Genomic DNA, 17,024 nt, shown 5'->3' with positions numbered 1-17,024 from the left:
AAGAAGAGGAGCAGCCAGGTCGCCTGCGGCTCCGCCCGCAGAGTGCCGGCTGACGCGCCGGGTTTCGGGAAAAGGGCGATGCCGCGCGGAATGCGCAACGAGAGGAGAGAACCTTGAGCGTGACGGAGCAAAAATTCGGCCTTTACGATGCGGCTTTTGAGAAAAGCAGCTGTGGCGTCGGTTTCATCACCCGCAAGGACGGCGTGCAGACGCATGATGTGCTGAAGCGCGGTCACGAGGCGCTCTGTGCCGTGCCGCATCGCGGCGGCATGTCGGCGGAGGGCGTGGGTGATGGTGCTGGCGTGTCGCTCGATCTTTCACTCTCATTTTTCCGGAAGCTGACGGACAACGATTCCTTGCAAGCCGGCCGGTTCGGCGTCGGCAATTTTTTCCTGCCGCAGAACCCTGCTTTTCATGACCAGGCGATCGGCATCATCGGCAGTGCTCTGGAGGAACAGGGCTTCTCGATCCTGCTCGTCCGCAATGTACCGGTGAATGACGCGGCCATCCGCGCGGCCGCCATTTCCTACCAATTGCCGATCCGGCAATGGGTCTTTTCGGCCCCAGCGGAATGCGCAACCCTTGCCGAGTTCGACTGGCGTATTCACAAGGCGCTGCTCGCTATCGAGGCGCTTGCCTATACTGCGCCGGAACTTGCCGGTTTTTATCCGCTGTCGCTCAGCGCACGCACGCAGGTTCTGAAAGGGCGTTTGAACTCGCATGAGGTCATGCCCTATTTCTGCGACCTGACCGATCCGCGCCATGAAGTGCATACGATGTATTTCCACACGCGGTTTTCCACCAATACGGATCCGCACCCCTCCATGGCGCAGCCCTTTCGGCTGATGGCGCATAATGGCGAACTCAACACCGACAAGAAGAACCGGCTGTCGGAAGCGGCCGTGGCGTTGGCGAAAAATGCCAGCATCATCCGGCCGAAGGGCCAGTCTGACAGCTGCCGTCTGGACCAGACATTGCAGGCGCGGGTGATGGAAGACGGTCTCGACCTCGTCACCGCCGTCGTCTCGATGATGCCGCCCGCCTGGGAAAACGACGACACGCTCTCGCCCGGCGTCAAGGCGATGCTGGAATATTTCTCGCTCTACGAGGAGAAGAATGACGGCCCGGCTGCGCTGATTTTCGGCGACGGCACCATCATCGGCGCACGGCTTGATCGCCTCGGCCTGCGCCCGCTGCGGACCGTCGAGACAGACGATTATCTCTGCGTCATGTCGGAGGCGGGGCAGATCGCCTTTCCGGCCGAAAGCGTCATTCGTCGCGGTCGCATCGAGGCCGGCGGCATGCTTTATTACGACCACGCCGAACGGCGCGCCTTTTCCACCGTCGAGGCGCTGGAGCTTCTGGCGGCGCGGCGGGACTACCCGTCGCTATTGTCTGAAGCGCGCGTCATGCTTGCGGATTTGCCGGAGGTGCCCGCCGAAAAGCAGGGATCGCCGCTTCGATACAATGGCGATCTGGAACGGCATCAGCGCTATGTCGCCTATTCGCACAATCAGGAAAGCTTCAAGTTCCTGATGGATCCGATGCTGGCGTCGGGTGCTGAAAAAATCTCGGCCATGGGTTATGGCAATGCCATCAACGCGCTCTCCGATCAGGAAGGCGGGGTTGCCAAATATTTCTCGCAACGCTTTGCGCAGGTCACCAACCCCCCACTCGACAGCATTCGTGAGGCCGATGGCATGACGCTGCGCGTGGCGCTTGGCGCAAAGCCGAATAGCGGTGCGAAAGCGGCCCGCCAGATTGTCGTGCGCTCCCCGATCCTGACCCATCTCGACATGCTGCGCATTCGCGAGCAGTCGGAGACGCCAGTTCGTCGTTTCGAGATGCTTTATACGCCAATCTTTGATGCTGCGAGTGCCAACGAAGCGGCCTTGCGTCAGGCGATAGATGGCCTCTGCGGTGAGGTTGTGGCTTTCGCGGCCGGGGAGGGCGGTATTGCCGTCGTCACTGACCGGCACGTTTCGGCAGGTCGTGCGGCGTTGCCTATGATCATGGTCGTCTCCGCCATCAACCAGCGGCTGATCGAGGAGGGGCTGCGGCTACGCGTGTCCCTGATCGTTGAAAGTGGGCAATTTTCTTCCTCGCATCACATCGCAGCGGGCCTTGGTTTCGGGGCTTCGGCTGTCTACCCACTCGGCGTGCAGTTCCGTGCCGAGGAGAAATTCGGTGCCGATGCTGACAAGGCCTTCAAGCGTTTTGCCAAGGCGGCTGAAAAGTCGCTGATGAAGACCATGGGCAAGGTCGGGCTGTGCACGGCGGAAAGCTATATTGGCGGCGAGTTCTTCGAACCGAACTTCCTCGACACCAACGATCCTGTGCTGAAGCGTTATTTCCCCAATGTTAAGACCCCGGTCGGTGGCGTTACCTTCGCTGTCATCGCGCAGGCGGTAGTGGACTGGCATCGCAAGGCGCTGTCGGTAAAGGGTGAAAACGACATTCCGCTACTCGGTCTCTTCAAGGAGCGCGCCGAAGGTGCGGGCCATTCCTATGGCACGACGGCGGTTCGCGGTTTCGTCGATATGACGGAGGAAAAGATCAGTTTCGACAAGGGAACCGACAACGAAGAGGCGCTGCGTCTCCTGCCGCTCAACCGGCTAGAGGATGCTTTCGGCCTCAACGATGCGGCCTATTATCATAACAGCTTCGACCGGCTGACGCCCGAGGCAATCGACGCTTTCGAGGTAACGCCGGGTTACCGCGCCTTCGCACGCATGATGGCCGAAGAAAGGGCACGCCGTCCGGCAGCCCTGCGTGATGTTCTGGAATTGCCGGCTGATGTGACCTTTGCCGGTTCGGCCGAAGAATTCCGCCGCGAGATGGGGCGCTTTTCCAGACGTGGCAACAACAGCTTCATGGTGCGCGGATTGCTCTGCGAAAGTGCGGGCGAAGGCGCGTTCCGGCTGGAATTGACCGGGCCGCACGGTCATGAGCTTGCCCGGCTTGCCGCACTCGGACAGTCGCTACTTGATCGTTTCGGTGAGGATATTGCCGGCCATTGGCTGGAGGGCGGCGCGCTTCTGGTTCAGGCGAAGGGTGAAGCATTCACCTATCTGTCGCTGATCCGCACCGCACCTGACAGCATTGCGCTCGACGCTGTGCAAAAGGCGAGTGAGATCACCAAGACCCTCGCTTCGGGTGCGATGAGCCATGGCGCGCTGGTCGCAGCCGCCCATGAGGCGGTGGCGCATGGCACCAATATGGTTGGCGGCATGTCGAATTCTGGGGAGGGCGGCGAGCATATTTCCCGTTACGGCACCATCCGCGCCTCGCGCATCAAGCAGTTCGCCTCTGGCCGTTTTGGTGTCTGGGCGGGTTATCTTGCCGACCCGATGCTGGAGGAAATAGAGATCAAGATCGGCCAGGGTGCAAAGCCCGGCGAGGGCGGGCAATTGCCGTCTCCAAAGGTAACGGTGGAAATAGCCGCGGCCCGTGGTGGCACCCCAGGCGTCGAGCTGGTTTCGCCGCCGCCGCACCATGATACCTATTCGATCGAGGATCTGGCCCAGCTAATCCACGACGCCAAGGCGGCGCGCGTGCGCGTCATCGTCAAGCTCGTCTCGTCGGAAGGCATCGGCACGATTGCAGTCGGTGTTGCGAAAGCGGGTGCGGACGTCATCAATGTTGCCGGCAATACCGGTGGCACGGGTGCGGCCGCTGTCACCAGCCTCAAATATACCGGCCGCGCGGCGGAAATCGGCATCGCCGAGGTGCATCAGGCGCTTTGTGCCACAGGCCTTCGTGCCAAGGTGCTGCTGCGCTGCTCCGGCGCGCACCAGACGGCGAGCGACGTGGTGAAATCGGCCCTTCTCGGCGGCGACAGCTTCGAGTTCGGCACCACGGCGCTGATGATGCTGAAATGCGTCATGGCGAAGAACTGCAACATCAAGTGCCCCGCCGGTCTCACCACCAATCAGGAAGCCTTCAACGGCGATCCACGCGCGCTGGCGCAGTACCTCATGAACATCGCCCATGAAACCCGCGAGATCTTGGCCGCACTCGGGCTGCGCTCGCTGCGCGAAGCTCGGGGCCGCTCCGATCTTCTTCACCTCCTCGATCATCCGGCGAGCGTCGGCCAGCTTGACCTGCGGGCGATGCTTTCGGTGGTGGAGGAAGTGAAGATCGACAGCCCGGTCTATATGGAAAAGGACTTCGCGCTGGACGATGCCTTCATTGAACTGGTGCGCTCGGCTCTGATCGACAGCAAGCGGGAGAACATCGAGCTTGGCGGCAATCGTTTCCTCAACAATTGCAACAAGAGTGTTGGCGGCCAGCTCGCCGTCGATATCGAGCGCATGCTGAACCACGAACTTTCCGACGAAGAGGCGGATGCGCTTCCGGCTGTGAAGCGGGATAGCCGTGGCCGCCGTTTTCTGGAGGCGGGTTCGGTGCGCATCGACACATCAGGTTCAGCCGGGCAGTCCTTCGGCGCTTTCTGCAATGACGGCATGGTCATGGTCCATACCGGTACCTGCAATGATGGCGTCGGCAAAAGCGCCTGCGGCGGCACCATTGTAGTGCGCTCCCCCGGTGGCGGTTCGCAAGATGCTGATGGCAATGTGCTGGTCGGCAATTTTGCATTGTTCGGCGCCACCGGCGGTCGCACTTTCGTGGAAGGGCAGGCGGGCGACCGTTTTGCGGTGCGCAATTCGGGTGCGACAGCCGTTGTCGAAGGTGTGGGCGACTTCGCCTGCGAATATATGACCAATGGCGCTGTGCTTAACCTCGGCAGTTTCGGCAAGGGTTTCGGCAACGGCATGAGCGGCGGCTTCGTCTATCAATATGACCCTTACGGCGATCTGCCGAAGAAGGTGAGCCATGATTCCATCCTGCTCGGCTCCATCACCGGCGAGGACGAACAGGCATCTATCCACAATCAGGCCGTTCACCAGCTTTTGACCTGGCATGTCGACGAAACAGGGTCGGCCAAGGCCGCATGGATTCTGGAAAACTGGGAAAGCGAACAGCACAATTTCGTCTACGGCATGCCGCGCGCCCTGCTGCTTTATCAGGACAGCGACGAAATTCTGAAAGCCAAGCCCCGCAAGGAGCTGCTGGAGGAACTGGCGTCCGCGCTTGCCGCCCATCAGGTGCGGAAGTTCAAGCTGGCCTATCGCGACCGCAAGGCCGTGTTGAACGGAACCGTCCCTGGTTATGGTGAGACGGATACGGAAGACATGTATGCGCTCATCAACAACTACACGGTTTTGAGTATGGCGCAGGCCATTGCTCTCCAACGGTTGCCGATGGCATCCGGTCCTTCCGATCCCGCCATCGAAAAAGCCGTGCGCAATCTCGTCCTCACGGAGGACTATGCGCTGATGCAGCGGCTGCTGAAATATGCGCGCGAGGCGCTTTCCGATCATGATGACGAGCAGCTTGCGGTGATGATCGCCGCCAAGCGGCTCGACGATTACAAGCAGGCGCTTGCGCGCCGTAACATCTGGTCGGTGGATAGTCCCGGCACCTATGGCTGGATCATTCAGCAGAACCGCAAAAACATCGAGAAGATTGGTCGTCTGCCGGGCTTTGAGGAGCTTTTCGCGGCGCGTGCCATTCCCGACCTTGCCACCGCATCCAGCCAGAACAGGGCAGCATGATGAAGATACCTTACATTCCTCAAGATGCCCCTTTCAATGGCGACCAGCGCGCCTGGCTATCCGGCTTCCTGGCCGGGCTTCATTCCCGCGCAGCAATGGGTATGGACACATCGGTTGCCGCTGCCGCTCCCAAGGCGGCGGCCAGCGTGCTGAACATTCTCTTTGGCACCCAGACCGGCAATGCCGAGGCGCTGGCGATGGATATAGCCGACGCCGCCCGTGCCCAGGGCATGCAGCCTGTGGTGACAGCCTTGGACGATGTTTCCATGGATAGTCTGGGCGTCATGAAGCGCGTCATTGTCGTCACCTCCACCTACGGCGAAGGTGAAATGCCTGACAATGCCCAGCTTTTCTGGGAGGCCCTTTCCAAGGAGGCCGCACCCCGGCTGGATGAGATGAACTTTGCCGTGCTTGCGCTTGGCGACACCGGTTACGATGGCTTCTGCCAGGCGGGCAAGCTCATCGATACCCGCTTCGAGCAGCTTGGCGGCAAACGGATGAAGACGCGTATCGATTGCGATATCGATTTCGAAGATGTCGCCGCCAACTGGATCGGCGAGACCCTGCCACTCGCGCTCGCCATCGATGGTGGCAATAAGGCGGCGGTTGTGCCGGCGATCGCCGAGGCGCCCGCGCGGGCAAAACAGGGCTGGAGCCGCAAGAACCCCTATGCTGCGCAGGTGAGCGTCAATCGCCTTCTTTCCGGGCCTGCTTCGTCCAAGGAAATTCGCCACTACGAATTTGATCTCGGCGAAAGTGGTCTCGATTATGAGGCGGGGGATGCTCTGGGCGTCGTTCCCCTAAACGACCCGAAACTGGTAGGCGCGCTGCTCGAACGCTTCGGAGTGAGCGCGGATGGCGAAGTCGTCGGACTCGACCGTCCGGCCGGCGATGCGCTTCTCAATATGTTCGAGATATCGACACCGTCGCGTGAACTGGTCGCGGAGATCGGCAAGCGCGCAGGGCACGATGAACTCAGCCACATCCTTGCGAATGGAGACAGGGAACAGCTTGCCGCCTTTCTCTGGAGCAAGGATATTCTCGACCTGCTTAGTCTCGGTGAAAAACCCGTATTCGAGCTTGCTGAATTCGTGACGTTCCTGAAGCCGTTACAGCATCGCGCCTATTCGATCTCTTCCAGCCCTCTGGCCGCGCACAACAGCGTGCATCTGACAGTCGCCAGCGTGCGTTATCGCGCCGAAGGTCGCGAGCGTGGCGGCGTGTGTTCCACCTATCTCGCGGACCGGGTAGAAGCGGGGCAGAGTGCCGGGATTTTCGTCTCTCCGAACAAGGCGTTTCGCGTGCCTCAGGACAATGACGCACCTGTTATCATGGTGGGACCCGGCACGGGCATTGCGCCATTCCGGGCTTTTTTGCAGGAACGGCAGGCGCGGGGCGCAAATGGCCGGAACTGGCTGTTTTTCGGCGATCAGCACCGGCAGTCGGATTTCATCTACGAAGACGAACTTGGAAAGATGAGTCGCGATGGCGTGCTGACCCGTCTCGATCTCGCTTTCTCGCGGGATCAGGCCGAAAAGATCTATGTTCAGACCCGTATGCGCCAAAACGGCAAGGCACTCTATCAATGGCTCGAAGAGGGCGGCCATTTCTATGTTTGCGGCGACGCGACCCGCATGGCGAAGGATGTTGACGATGCCCTGCACCAGATTGTTATTGACGAGGCGGGCATCTCTGCAGAAGCGGCAAGCGACTATGTAAACCGGCTGAAGCGCGAAAAACGTTATCTGCGCGATGTTTATTAGAGCAAAGCGCTGAGGCGCATCAGCAATTGGAGCAGGTTATCTCAGCGTCGCGCTGCTTGAAGAAATAATCGCGTGCGATCGTGATCGATCTTACGCCGGACGAAGAAATATCTGGCATGAACATCAACAACTCATGCGGCACGGAAAGCTCGACGTGGATGAGGAAACTGTCCGCTACAAGCAAACGTGTGGGAACGGAGACTGGCGATCCCACCACATAGGGCCGCGCGTTTTTCTCGTTCCAGGACCAGGCGATAGTCGCCTGTTTCTGCTTGTCGATCTTGATGCCGCTGATCTTCAGCTGCAGACCCTTGGTGCTGTAGGGCGCAAAGACGGCAGCCGTTACGTCCTGCATGCTTGTCAGATAAGCCTTGTCGACGGAATTTGTTTTGGAGATCAGGTCGTTGATCGTTGCGGACGCGCTGCTTGCCCGCTTGTAGGTATTATAGCCGATGGTGAGTTCGAAGGACGTCAGATAAAGCGCAAGCAATATCGGGAAGACGATTGCAAATTCTACCGCACCCACGCCACGGCGATCCCTTGCGAAGCGTGCAACGAGCGCGATGAAACGAAGTCGGCCGTTCGTGATGGTGGAAACAAGACCTGCCATCATGAGCCCCCGCTCGTGGTGTATTTCTCATTCATGAAAGCGTCGGTCGCGACAATGAGGAAATGCGACGGCATCGACCCGTCGGCTGGGCGTATTTTGGTAAGATATGGTCGGATGATATCTGCGACTACACGCCAGCGATAATAGACGCGCAGCATGTTGATCGTGTCCGGCCCACCCGGCTTGAAGCCGAATTGCGCCGTGTCGAGATCGTAATATTCGCCGTTAGCTTTCAAGGGTATCGTAGTTGGAATATCCTTGAAGGCGGTGAAGGAGCGAAGGTCGATATAAAGCTTCTGTTCTTTTTTGATCTCATCATCCGAGCAGGTGATAATCACCGAAACTTCGTTGCAGAAACTCTTGCGAAAATCCTCTTTGGAAATCGAACTGCTGATCTGCCCGGTGCGCAGACGCCTCGCCATCGTGTCGGTAGCATTGACGACCACTTGCTCCGCCATCAAGGCGATGAAAGTTTCGATGATCGCGAAGACGACGAGGAAATAGGGAAGCGCCAGGATCGCGAATTCGATGGCTGCTGTCCCGTCACGCGAGAGCCCGAATTTTTCCAGCAATGGCTTCAATTTGGCCAGTCGCATATGTCGGTGTCGATCTTTAGAATATGCGGCAAGCGCAACCGTTGAATTTGTTGCGGACCATAACCAGCCGGTGTTTAAATTCAGTTACCCCGACGAGTTATACTTTATCAGTTCGCAAAAATGGCACAGGCTATAAACGCAAAAAGCCCGGCATATCGCCGGGCTTTTACTTACTGGAAAAAGGATAGCTTATTCAGCATCCGCTTTTGAGAGAACCTCAAGGGTGGGTGTGGAGGTGATATTGTAGCCGCAATCCACGTAGTGGCACTCGCCGGTAACGCCGCGCGACATGTTGGAGAGCAGATAAAGAGCCGATCCGCCGATATCGTCGATATCCGCTGTTCGCCGCAGCGGTGCGTTTTTCTGGTTCCACGCATAGATTGCGCGCGCATCGGAAATGCCGGCGCCCGCCAGTGTGCGGACCGGTCCGGCCGAGATGGCGTTGACGCGAATATCGCGCGGGCCATAGTCGGCAGCGAGATAACGCACGGACGCTTCGAGAGCTGCCTTGGCAACGCCCATGACGTTGTAGTTGGGGATGACCCGCTGCGAACCGTTATAGGTCAGCGTCAGCATGGATCCGCCATTCGTCATCAGTTCGGCGGCACGCTTGGCGATTTCCGTGAACGAGAAACAGGAGATGACCATAGTGCGGCTGAAATTCTCGCGGGTCGTATCCGCGTAAAGACCCTTCAGCTCGTTCTTGTCGGAAAAGCCGATCGCGTGCACGACGAAATCCAGCGTACCCCATTTTTCGCGGATTGCCGCAAAAAGCGCGTCAACCGAGGCGATATCCTCGACATCGCAAGGCACGATAAAGTCGGATCCGAGCTCGGCGGCGAGCGGCTTTACCCGCTTGCCGAGCGCCTCACCCTGATAGGTGAAGGCGAGCTCTGCGCCCTGCGCCGCAAGAGCCTTGGAGATACCCCAGGCGATAGAGTGATTGTTTGCGACGCCCATGATGAGGCCGCGTTTACCCTGCATGATGCCGTTCATGGCAATTATCCGTTATGACGCTGGAAGACCAGCGTGGCGTTGGTGCCGCCGAAGCCGAAGGAATTGGAAAGGATCGTGTCGATCTTGGCATTGTCGATGCGGCTGCGAACAATCGGGACGCCCGCAAATTCCGGATCGAGTTCGGAAATATGCGCGCTCTCGCCGATGAAGCGTTCCTGCATCATCAACAGGCCGTAGATCGATTCCTGAACGCCTGCTGCGCCCAGCGAGTGGCCGGTGAGGGACTTGGTCGACTGGATATGCGGGATCTTGTCGCCGAAGACTTCCCGGATCGCGCCGATTTCCTTGCTGTCGCCCACCGGCGTCGAGGTGCCGTGGGTGTTGATGTAGTCGATATCGCCCTTGACGGTGGAAAGGGCCTGACGCATGCAGCGGATCGCGCCCTCGCCGGAAGGAGCCACCATGTCGTAACCATCCGAGGTTGCGCCATAACCGACGATCTCGGCGTAAATCTTGGCGCCGCGCGCCTTTGCATGTTCCAGCTCTTCAAGAACCAGTACGCCAGCACCGCCGGCGATGACGAAACCGTCGCGGTTGACGTCATAGGCGCGGGAAGCGAGGTTTGGCGTCTCGTTATATTTGGACGACATCGCGCCCATGGCGTCGAAGAGGTTGGACATGGACCAATCGAGGTCTTCATGGCCGCCAGCAAACATCACGTCCTGCTTGCCCCACTGGATCATCTCGGCGGCGTTGCCGATGCAATGCGCCGATGTGGAGCAGGCCGAAGAGATCGAATAGTTGACGCCGTGGATCTTGAACCAGGTCGCAAGTGTAGCCGATGCGGTCGAGGACATGGCCTTCGGCACGGCAAACGGGCCAATACGCTTCGGACTGTTGTTCTTCAGCGTGATATCGGCGGCTTCGACGATGGTGCGGGTGGAAGGACCGCCCGAACCCATGATGATGCCGGTGCGCTCGTTGCCGCTGATGTCGCTTTCCTCGAGACCGGAATCGGCAATCGCCTGCTTCATGGCAACGTGGTTCCATGCGCCGCCCTGCGAAAGGAAGCGCATGGCGCGACGGTCGACCAGTTCGGTCGGATCGAGAGACGGCTTGCCCCATACCTGGCACTTGAAACCGTGTTCAGCAAAATCCGGTGAAAATGAAATGCCGGATTTGGCGTCGCGCAGGGATGCGGTGACTTCGGCGGCATCACCACCGATGGAAGAAACAATGCCGAGGCCGGTGACAACAACTCGTCTCATGAAATGGACCTTTTCTTAAGATTTCGGCTGGACGACCGAAGCCGCCCGGCGTTTGCCAGGACTATTCCGTCCGCTTCAGGCGGTCTTTTCCTTCGACAGCCCCACACGAAGGTCCGTCGCTTGATAAATGGTTTCGCCGTCTGCCTTTAGCCATCCGTCTGCGGTACCCAGAACGAGACGTCCGCGCATCACACGCTTGAAATCTATGCCGTACTGGAGGAGCTTCGTCTCCGGGCGAACCATGCCCTTGAACTTGACTTCGCCGGTGGAGAGCGCCATGCCGCGGCCTTCTTCGCCCAGCCAGCCGAGGAAGAAGCCGGTCAGCTGCCACATGCCGTCAAGGCCGAGGCAACCCGGCATGATCGGGTTGCCCTGGAAATGGCAGGGGAAATACCAGTCGTCTGGGCTGACATCGTATTCAGCGCGGATGAAACCCTTGTCGAACGCGCCGCCGGTTTCGGAAATTTCGGTGATGCGGTGAACCATGAGCATGGGAGGCAACGGAAGCTGGGCATTTCCCGGGCCGAACAATTCGCCGCGTCCGCAGGAAAGGATCTCCTCGTAATTGTAACTTGATTGCCTCGTTGCCATACCGCTTTCACTTCCTCAATCACTGGTGTTTATCGACTTCACTAGAGCAAGTTAGGTTCAAAATGAAGCGCTGCAAGGGCAGAGGCCATTATGCCCCCATTCTTTGTCTTCGAACCTTCTTTAGAGAAGTCATTACCTCAATATGCCGTCCGCATACAGGAACCATCCGGCAGGAACCAGAGGAAATTTGCAAGAATGGCCGGTTTGCAGCCATTTGCGACACTCGGCGACGCTGAAACTATTGAAAGCATACACCGCAAAAGATATATGCTATTGCAATTGATGGGTTTCACCCCTGTGTTTGGAATGGGATTGCATGGCATTTGACGCCACATTGGATATCGGGACGAGGCTGCGGCGCTCGGGGCTGCGGCCCACGCGCCAGCGCGTTGCTTTGGGCGATCTTCTTTTCGCAAAGGGTGATCGCCACCTGACTGTCGAGGAGCTGCATGACGAGGCGGTGACCGCCGGCGTGCCCGTTTCTCTCGCGACGGTATACAACACGCTGCATCAGTTTACCGAAGCCGGCCTGATCCGCGTTCTGGCCGTCGAAGGTGCGCGCACCTATTTCGACACCAACGTGTCCGACCACCATCACTTCTTCGTGGAAGGAGAGAACGAGGTTCTCGACATTCCCGTCAACAATCTCCAGATCGACAATCTGCCAGAGGCGCCCGAAGGCATGGAAATCGCCCATGTGGACGTGGTCATTCGCCTGCGTCGCAAGCGCGGTTGAAGCTTCGGCTTGATAAACAAAAAAACATGGCGCCTGTGGGCGCCATTTTTGTTTCAGGCAGCCTTCGCCGCCTCACTTCAATATATCTTCGGGCCGTCTGCCGGGCTTGCCCTTGTAGGGCGGAAAGGTCCATCCGAAGATCAACGCTCCGGACCGGACACCGAAAGCCGTCAATACGCCGATGCCCGACGCGACATAAAGCGGCGCGCCGAGGAAATAAGCGCCGGTGAAGATGGAGGCCCCCAAAAGCGCGCAGGTGATGTAGATTTCCGGGCGCAGCAGCACGGAGGGTTCTCCCGCGAGAACATCGCGCAATACGCCGCCGAACGTCGCTGTCAAAACGCCTGTCACGATCGCCACGGTTGCGGAGCCGCTTGCAGCCAGACCCTTGGCGGCTCCCATGACGCAATAGGCTGAGAGGCCGACGGCATCGAGCCAGATGAGCACCCGATACCGGGATTCGAACAGGTAGGCGGTGAAGAAAAGCAGAACCGCAACCGATACGCAGACCAGAATATAGGTCGGGTTCAACACCCAGAACACGGGCGCCCTGCCCAGCACGAGATCGCGCACCGTGCCGCCGCCGATCCCGGTCGCGGCGGCGAAAAACAGGAAGCCGATCAGGTCGAGCTGCTTGCGTGAGGCGGCCAATGCGCCGGTTGCGGCAAACACGGCAACGCCGGCATAATCGAGAAAACCCAGCAGTGTCATGGAAAAGGTCCCCCCGGAAATTTGGATGCGTTTGCGTCAGTGTCGCGCAAGCACGGAACTCTAGGCTGGCCGCCCGGATGATCGCAACATCCATAAACGAAACGGATGCAAAGGAAAATGCCGTGCGAATCGCTATCGTTGCCACTCTTCAGGCGCTGGTCCTCTTGATGTTTCCGGTCGCGCTGGCGGCACAGCAGCAGCTGGTGAACGATCCCGAGATCTATGAAAAGGATCATTTCCGCAAGGAGTGCAAGACGGCTGGCTTCGGCGATGATTTCATCACCAGACTGGATATCAACAATGATGGCCTGATGGATGCCGTCGTCAATCACGGCGTGCTGGATTGCGATGGCGAAAAAGGCCGCAGCTGCGATGACGAAGGTTGCCCTTACAATTTTTACGTCCAGGTCAAAGAGGGCGGATATCTGATGATCGCGACGGCCCGGATTTACGGCTACGATTTCATCAAACGTTTCGGCAACATGGTCTTCGTACTGAAGATGCACCCGCGTTATTGCGATCGAACCGACAAGGAAGCCTGCCTGATGACGGTGCGGGTGCGCGGCACAAAATTCGTCACCATCTCACGCAAGTGACGACGCAGTCCGTCAGGGCGCGATGCGCCTGATCCGGACCCTTTGGTTATAGCGGTGGCGAAGCGAACGCGGAATGACGAGTGTGGCGATGGCGACCGCAAAAACGGTTGCCGCAACCACCCACAGGGCATCGTACTGCAGCGTGGCGCCCAACACCGCCCCGCAGATTGCGCCGCTTATCATACCGAGCCAGGGCACGATCTGGATGCCCCAATCGAGGCTTCGCTCCCCCAGAAGATAGCGACCGATGCCACGGCCAAAACGGGAAAGGGCGCCGGTCACGTAGGTGAGGCCAATAGGCAGCCCCTCAATATGTTCGACGGCAGCGTTGACCATCCCCATGGCGAAAACGACAAGATAAAACTGCGCCAGGGCGGAAGCATCGCCGCGCAGCAATGCGGCAATCGCCACCAGCGACCCGACGGCCATGAGAACGGCAAAGATACTCCGGTCGAATTTATGCGCGACCACGATACCGCCAGCGTTGCCCGCCACGAAAGCGATGATCGCGAAGAGTAGTTTCGCCGCATGGGAATAAACGCCAGCTTCCACCGAAATGGCCGCGCGGGTGGTGTTGCCGGTCATGAAGGAAACGAAATCGCCGGAAAGATGAAGACCCACCGCATCTGTCATTCCGGCGATGAATGAAATGGCGGCGACGAGCGCAATGCCGGTGCCGGTGCGCCTTGCCCTGATGATGTTACGGCGTCTCTGTCTGGTCATGGAAAAGCTCGATATGGAAAACAGCGGGCCGATGCGCCGGGCTGTGCTATCCTATGTCTAGAATGCCGGGCGGCTTGTTTGCAATCTTTCTGGAAGCGTTTGAGCGCCTCTATTTTGTCTAGACAAATGTAAAATCCCTGCCTAGCATGCCTCAAATAAAGCGAAAAAAATATCGCACAAAAAGAAATCAAAAGGGGTTCCGATCATGAAAAAGACATGGGTTATCGCAGCAATCGCGACGCTTGTTTCATCTGCTTCCGCCTATGCCGAAACATCGGTTACAATAGGCATGTCCGGCTGGACCGGCTTTGCGCCACTGACGCTTGCCAAGCAGGCTGGCATTTTCGAAAAGAATGGCCTCAAGGTCGATATCAAGAAGATTCCGCAGGCAAGCCGGCATCTGGCGCTTGCTTCCGGTGACATCCAGTGCGCCGCCACCACGGTCGAAACATGGATCGCGTGGAATGCCAACGGCGTGAAGTCCACCCAGATTTTCCAGATGGACAAGTCGCACGGAGCCGACGGCATTGCGGTGCGCAGTGATGTTGCAAAGGTGTCGGACCTCAAAGGCAAGACGGTTGCCGCTTCTGCACCGGGCACATCCCCCTATTTCTTCCTTGCCTGGATACTGAAGGAAAACGGCCTGACCCTGAAGGACGTGAAGGTCGTCAACCTCGAGCCGGGACCGGCCGCGCAGGCATTCGTCGCCGGCCAGAATGAAGCCGCCATGACCTATGAGCCTTATCTGTCCACAGTGCGCGCCGCACCGGACAAGGGGAAAATCCTTGCGACGACGCTGGATTATCCCGCCGTCATGGACACGTTTGGCTGCACGCCGGATTTCTTGAAGGCCAATCCGCAGGCGGCAAAAGCCCTTGCGGACAGCTATTTCCAGGCGCTCGAGCTCATCAAGACGGACCCTGCAAAATCCTATGAGACCATGGGAGCGGACGTAAAACAGACCGGCGAGGCATTCGCAGCTTCGGCGAAATTCCTGGAATGGCAGGACAAGGCCGCCAACCAGAAGTTCTTCGACGGTGAATTCAAGACATTCTCCGAAAAATCGGCTGATCTGCTTCTGGAAATCGGCGTGATAAAATCGAAACCCGATCTTTCGACACTCGCGGACACGTCCTTCATCAAGTAACAGAAGCAAACTGCTGCTTTTCCTTCGGGGATTATTGCAGCCAGTGAGAAGCCTTACAGCGCCTGTGCGTCATGGACGACGCACGGCGCCAAGATGGTGCGGCGATAGAGTGCCGCGCCCGTTTTCCGGACAGGCGACAGAATGCAACCTCTTCAACCCATAAAGAACAGCACGCGGATTTTTCTCGGCATTCTGTTCTTCGTGCTTTTTTTCTCCGCCTGGGGCTTTGCCACGCTCGGCGGTTTCGTATCGCCGACCTTTCTGGCTGACCCGATCACTATGCTGAAGGACGGCATCTATCTGCTGACCGATCAGGGATTTGCCAGCGATATCGGAATGACGATCTGGCGTGTTGTCGGCGGCTTCGTGCTGGCCTCGCTCGTTGCCGTACCAGTCGGCATCGCCATGGGCGCTTACAAGCCGGTCGAGGCGCTGCTTGAACCCTTCGTCTCCTTCGCGCGCTATCTTCCGGCTTCTGCCTTCGTGCCGCTGCTTATTCTCTGGGCCGGCATCGGCGAGATGCAGAAGCTGCTGGTGATCTTCATCGGCGCAGTTTTCCAGATCATTCTCATGGTTGCCGTGGCGGTTGCCGGCACAAGACGCGATCTGGTGGAGGCTGCCTATACACTTGGCGCAAAAGACCGGGGCGTGGTCCGCCGCGTTCTCATTCCCGCCAATGCGCCCGATATTGCGGAAATTCTCCGTCTCGTCCTCGGCTGGGCCTGGACCTATGTGATTGTTGCCGAGTTGATCGGCGCGTCGTCGGGCATCGGCTATATGATCATCAACAGCCAGGCGCTGATGGCGACCGGGCAAATCATCTTCGGCATCATCGTCATCGGTGTCATCGGACTTATTTCTGACTTCGCGTTCAAATCGCTGAACCGGAAGCTTTTCGCCTGGAGGCTTGCCTGATGAGCGAACTCGTTATCAAGGGCGTCAGCCGCACTTTCCCCGGCGTTCAGGGCGGCCAGCCAACGCTGGCCTTGCAGCCCACGGATCTGGAAATCTCCCGCAACGATTTCGTCACCATTCTCGGCCCGTCCGGATGCGGAAAGTCGACCTTGCTGCGCATCATCGCCGGTCTTGACCGTCCAACGACGGGTGAAGTCCTTTTGTCCGGCCGGGCAGTGACAGGGCCGGGGGCGGATCGCGGCATGGTGTTCCAGTCCTACACGCTGTTTCCGTGGCTAACGATCCGGGAAAATGTCGCCTTCGGTCTGCGCGAGCGTGGTGTGGCCGAGAAGGAAAAATGGGAGATCGTCGACAGCTATATCGACAAGGTTGGCCTGCGCGGCTTCGAGAACCATTGGCCGAAACAGCTGTCCGGCGGCATGCAGCAGAGAACAGCCATCGCGCGCGCTCTGGCAAACGGCCCGAAGATCCTGCTGCTCGACGAGCCTTTCGGCGCACTCGACAACCAGACGCGCGGGCTGATGCAGGAATTGCTGCTCGGCATATGGGAGCGCGAGCAGAAGACCGTCATTTTTGTGACGCATGACATCGAGGAGGCGGTGTTCATGGCGTCGCGGGTTGTGACGATGTCAGCGCGGCCGGGGCGCATCAAGTCGATCATGCCGGTCGACCTGCCGCATCCGCGTCACTACACCGTCAAGGCCAGCCCGGAGTTTTCGCAGCTACGCGCCAAGTTGACGGAGGAAATTCGCAGCGAGGCGATTGCCGCCGCTGCCCATGGATAGTTGATCCA

The 17,024-nt window shown here is 58.7% G+C and carries 14 protein-coding genes; 7 read left to right on the top strand and 7 right to left on the bottom strand.

Annotated features, from left to right (window positions below):
• Window positions 1-113 precede the first annotated feature (113 nt).
• Window positions 114-5,618 (top strand): glutamate synthase-related protein, encoded by a 5,505-nt coding sequence (locus T18_RS08425; protein WP_038489403.1) that lies wholly within the window; start codon window positions 114-116, stop codon window positions 5,616-5,618.
• Complete coding sequence (locus tag T18_RS08420; protein ID WP_075807515.1) at window positions 5,615-7,381, top strand: sulfite reductase subunit alpha; 1,767 nt, start codon at window positions 5,615-5,617, stop codon at window positions 7,379-7,381. The genes T18_RS08425 and T18_RS08420 overlap by 4 nt, the downstream gene beginning before the upstream one ends.
• Window positions 7,382-7,400: 19 nt before the next feature.
• On the opposite strand, the gene T18_RS08415 is transcribed toward T18_RS08420, so the two are convergent.
• The 5 genes from T18_RS08415 to fabA form a co-directional block, all read right to left on the bottom strand.
• Window positions 7,401-7,994, bottom strand: a complete 594-nt coding sequence (locus tag T18_RS08415; RefSeq protein ID WP_003514432.1) for a TadE/TadG family type IV pilus assembly protein — start codon at window positions 7,992-7,994, stop codon at window positions 7,401-7,403.
• On the bottom strand, window positions 7,991-8,587 hold the full coding sequence (locus T18_RS08410) for a TadE/TadG family type IV pilus assembly protein (protein WP_038489405.1): 597 nt from the start codon (window positions 8,585-8,587) through the stop codon (window positions 7,991-7,993). The genes T18_RS08415 and T18_RS08410 overlap by 4 nt, the downstream gene beginning before the upstream one ends.
• A 189-nt stretch (window positions 8,588-8,776) precedes the next feature.
• Window positions 8,777-9,583 carry an enoyl-ACP reductase FabI gene (gene fabI, locus T18_RS08405; protein ID WP_003514436.1) on the bottom strand — a complete coding sequence of 269 codons (807 nt, stop codon included), beginning with the start codon at window positions 9,581-9,583 and terminating at the stop codon, window positions 8,777-8,779.
• A gap of 5 nt (window positions 9,584-9,588) precedes the next feature.
• Window positions 9,589-10,812, bottom strand: coding sequence for a beta-ketoacyl-ACP synthase I (fabB, locus tag T18_RS08400; protein ID WP_003514438.1), 1,224 nt, complete (start codon window positions 10,810-10,812; stop codon window positions 9,589-9,591).
• Between the two features lie 75 nt (window positions 10,813-10,887).
• Window positions 10,888-11,403, bottom strand: coding sequence for a 3-hydroxyacyl-[acyl-carrier-protein] dehydratase FabA (gene fabA, locus T18_RS08395; RefSeq protein ID WP_003514441.1), 516 nt, complete (start codon window positions 11,401-11,403; stop codon window positions 10,888-10,890).
• Window positions 11,404-11,719: 316 nt separating this feature from the next.
• Between fabA and irrA the strand changes: the two genes are divergently transcribed.
• Window positions 11,720-12,139, top strand: a complete 420-nt coding sequence (gene irrA / locus T18_RS08385; protein ID WP_003507276.1) for an iron response transcriptional regulator IrrA — start codon at window positions 11,720-11,722, stop codon at window positions 12,137-12,139.
• Between the two features lie 72 nt (window positions 12,140-12,211).
• Here irrA and T18_RS08380 read toward each other — a convergent pair whose 3' ends face one another.
• Window positions 12,212-12,850, bottom strand: a complete 639-nt coding sequence (locus T18_RS08380) for a trimeric intracellular cation channel family protein (protein WP_003514444.1) — start codon at window positions 12,848-12,850, stop codon at window positions 12,212-12,214.
• A 77-nt stretch (window positions 12,851-12,927) separates the two neighbouring features.
• Between T18_RS08380 and T18_RS08375 the strand changes: the two genes are divergently transcribed.
• Window positions 12,928-13,446 (top strand): hypothetical protein, encoded by a 519-nt coding sequence (locus T18_RS08375; RefSeq protein ID WP_046205505.1) that lies wholly within the window; start codon window positions 12,928-12,930, stop codon window positions 13,444-13,446.
• Between the two features lie 12 nt (window positions 13,447-13,458).
• Here the strand turns inward: T18_RS08375 and T18_RS08370 are convergent, their stop codons facing one another.
• A complete protein-coding gene (locus T18_RS08370; protein WP_038489408.1) occupies window positions 13,459-14,169 on the bottom strand; it encodes a YoaK family protein in 711 nt (236 codons plus the stop codon).
• A gap of 205 nt (window positions 14,170-14,374) precedes the next feature.
• On the opposite strand from T18_RS08370, the gene T18_RS08365 reads away from it, so the two are divergent.
• From T18_RS08365 to T18_RS08355, 3 genes are all read left to right on the top strand, one after another.
• Complete coding sequence (locus T18_RS08365) at window positions 14,375-15,316, top strand: ABC transporter substrate-binding protein (protein ID WP_003514451.1); 942 nt, start codon at window positions 14,375-14,377, stop codon at window positions 15,314-15,316.
• A gap of 141 nt (window positions 15,317-15,457) precedes the next feature.
• Complete coding sequence (locus tag T18_RS08360; protein ID WP_003514452.1) at window positions 15,458-16,231, top strand: ABC transporter permease; 774 nt, start codon at window positions 15,458-15,460, stop codon at window positions 16,229-16,231.
• Window positions 16,231-17,016: an ABC transporter ATP-binding protein gene (locus T18_RS08355; protein ID WP_013635262.1), complete on the top strand. Its 786-nt coding sequence runs from the start codon at window positions 16,231-16,233 to the stop codon at window positions 17,014-17,016. Before T18_RS08360 ends, T18_RS08355 begins: the two co-directional genes overlap by 1 nt.
• Window positions 17,017-17,024: the final 8 nt, after the last annotated feature.

It is taken from the genome of Rhizobium sp. TBD182 (assembly GCF_001950375.1).
Lineage (GTDB): Bacteria > Pseudomonadota > Alphaproteobacteria > Rhizobiales > Rhizobiaceae > Agrobacterium > Agrobacterium tumefaciens.
This window is presented reverse-complemented; position numbering and strand designations above follow the sequence as displayed.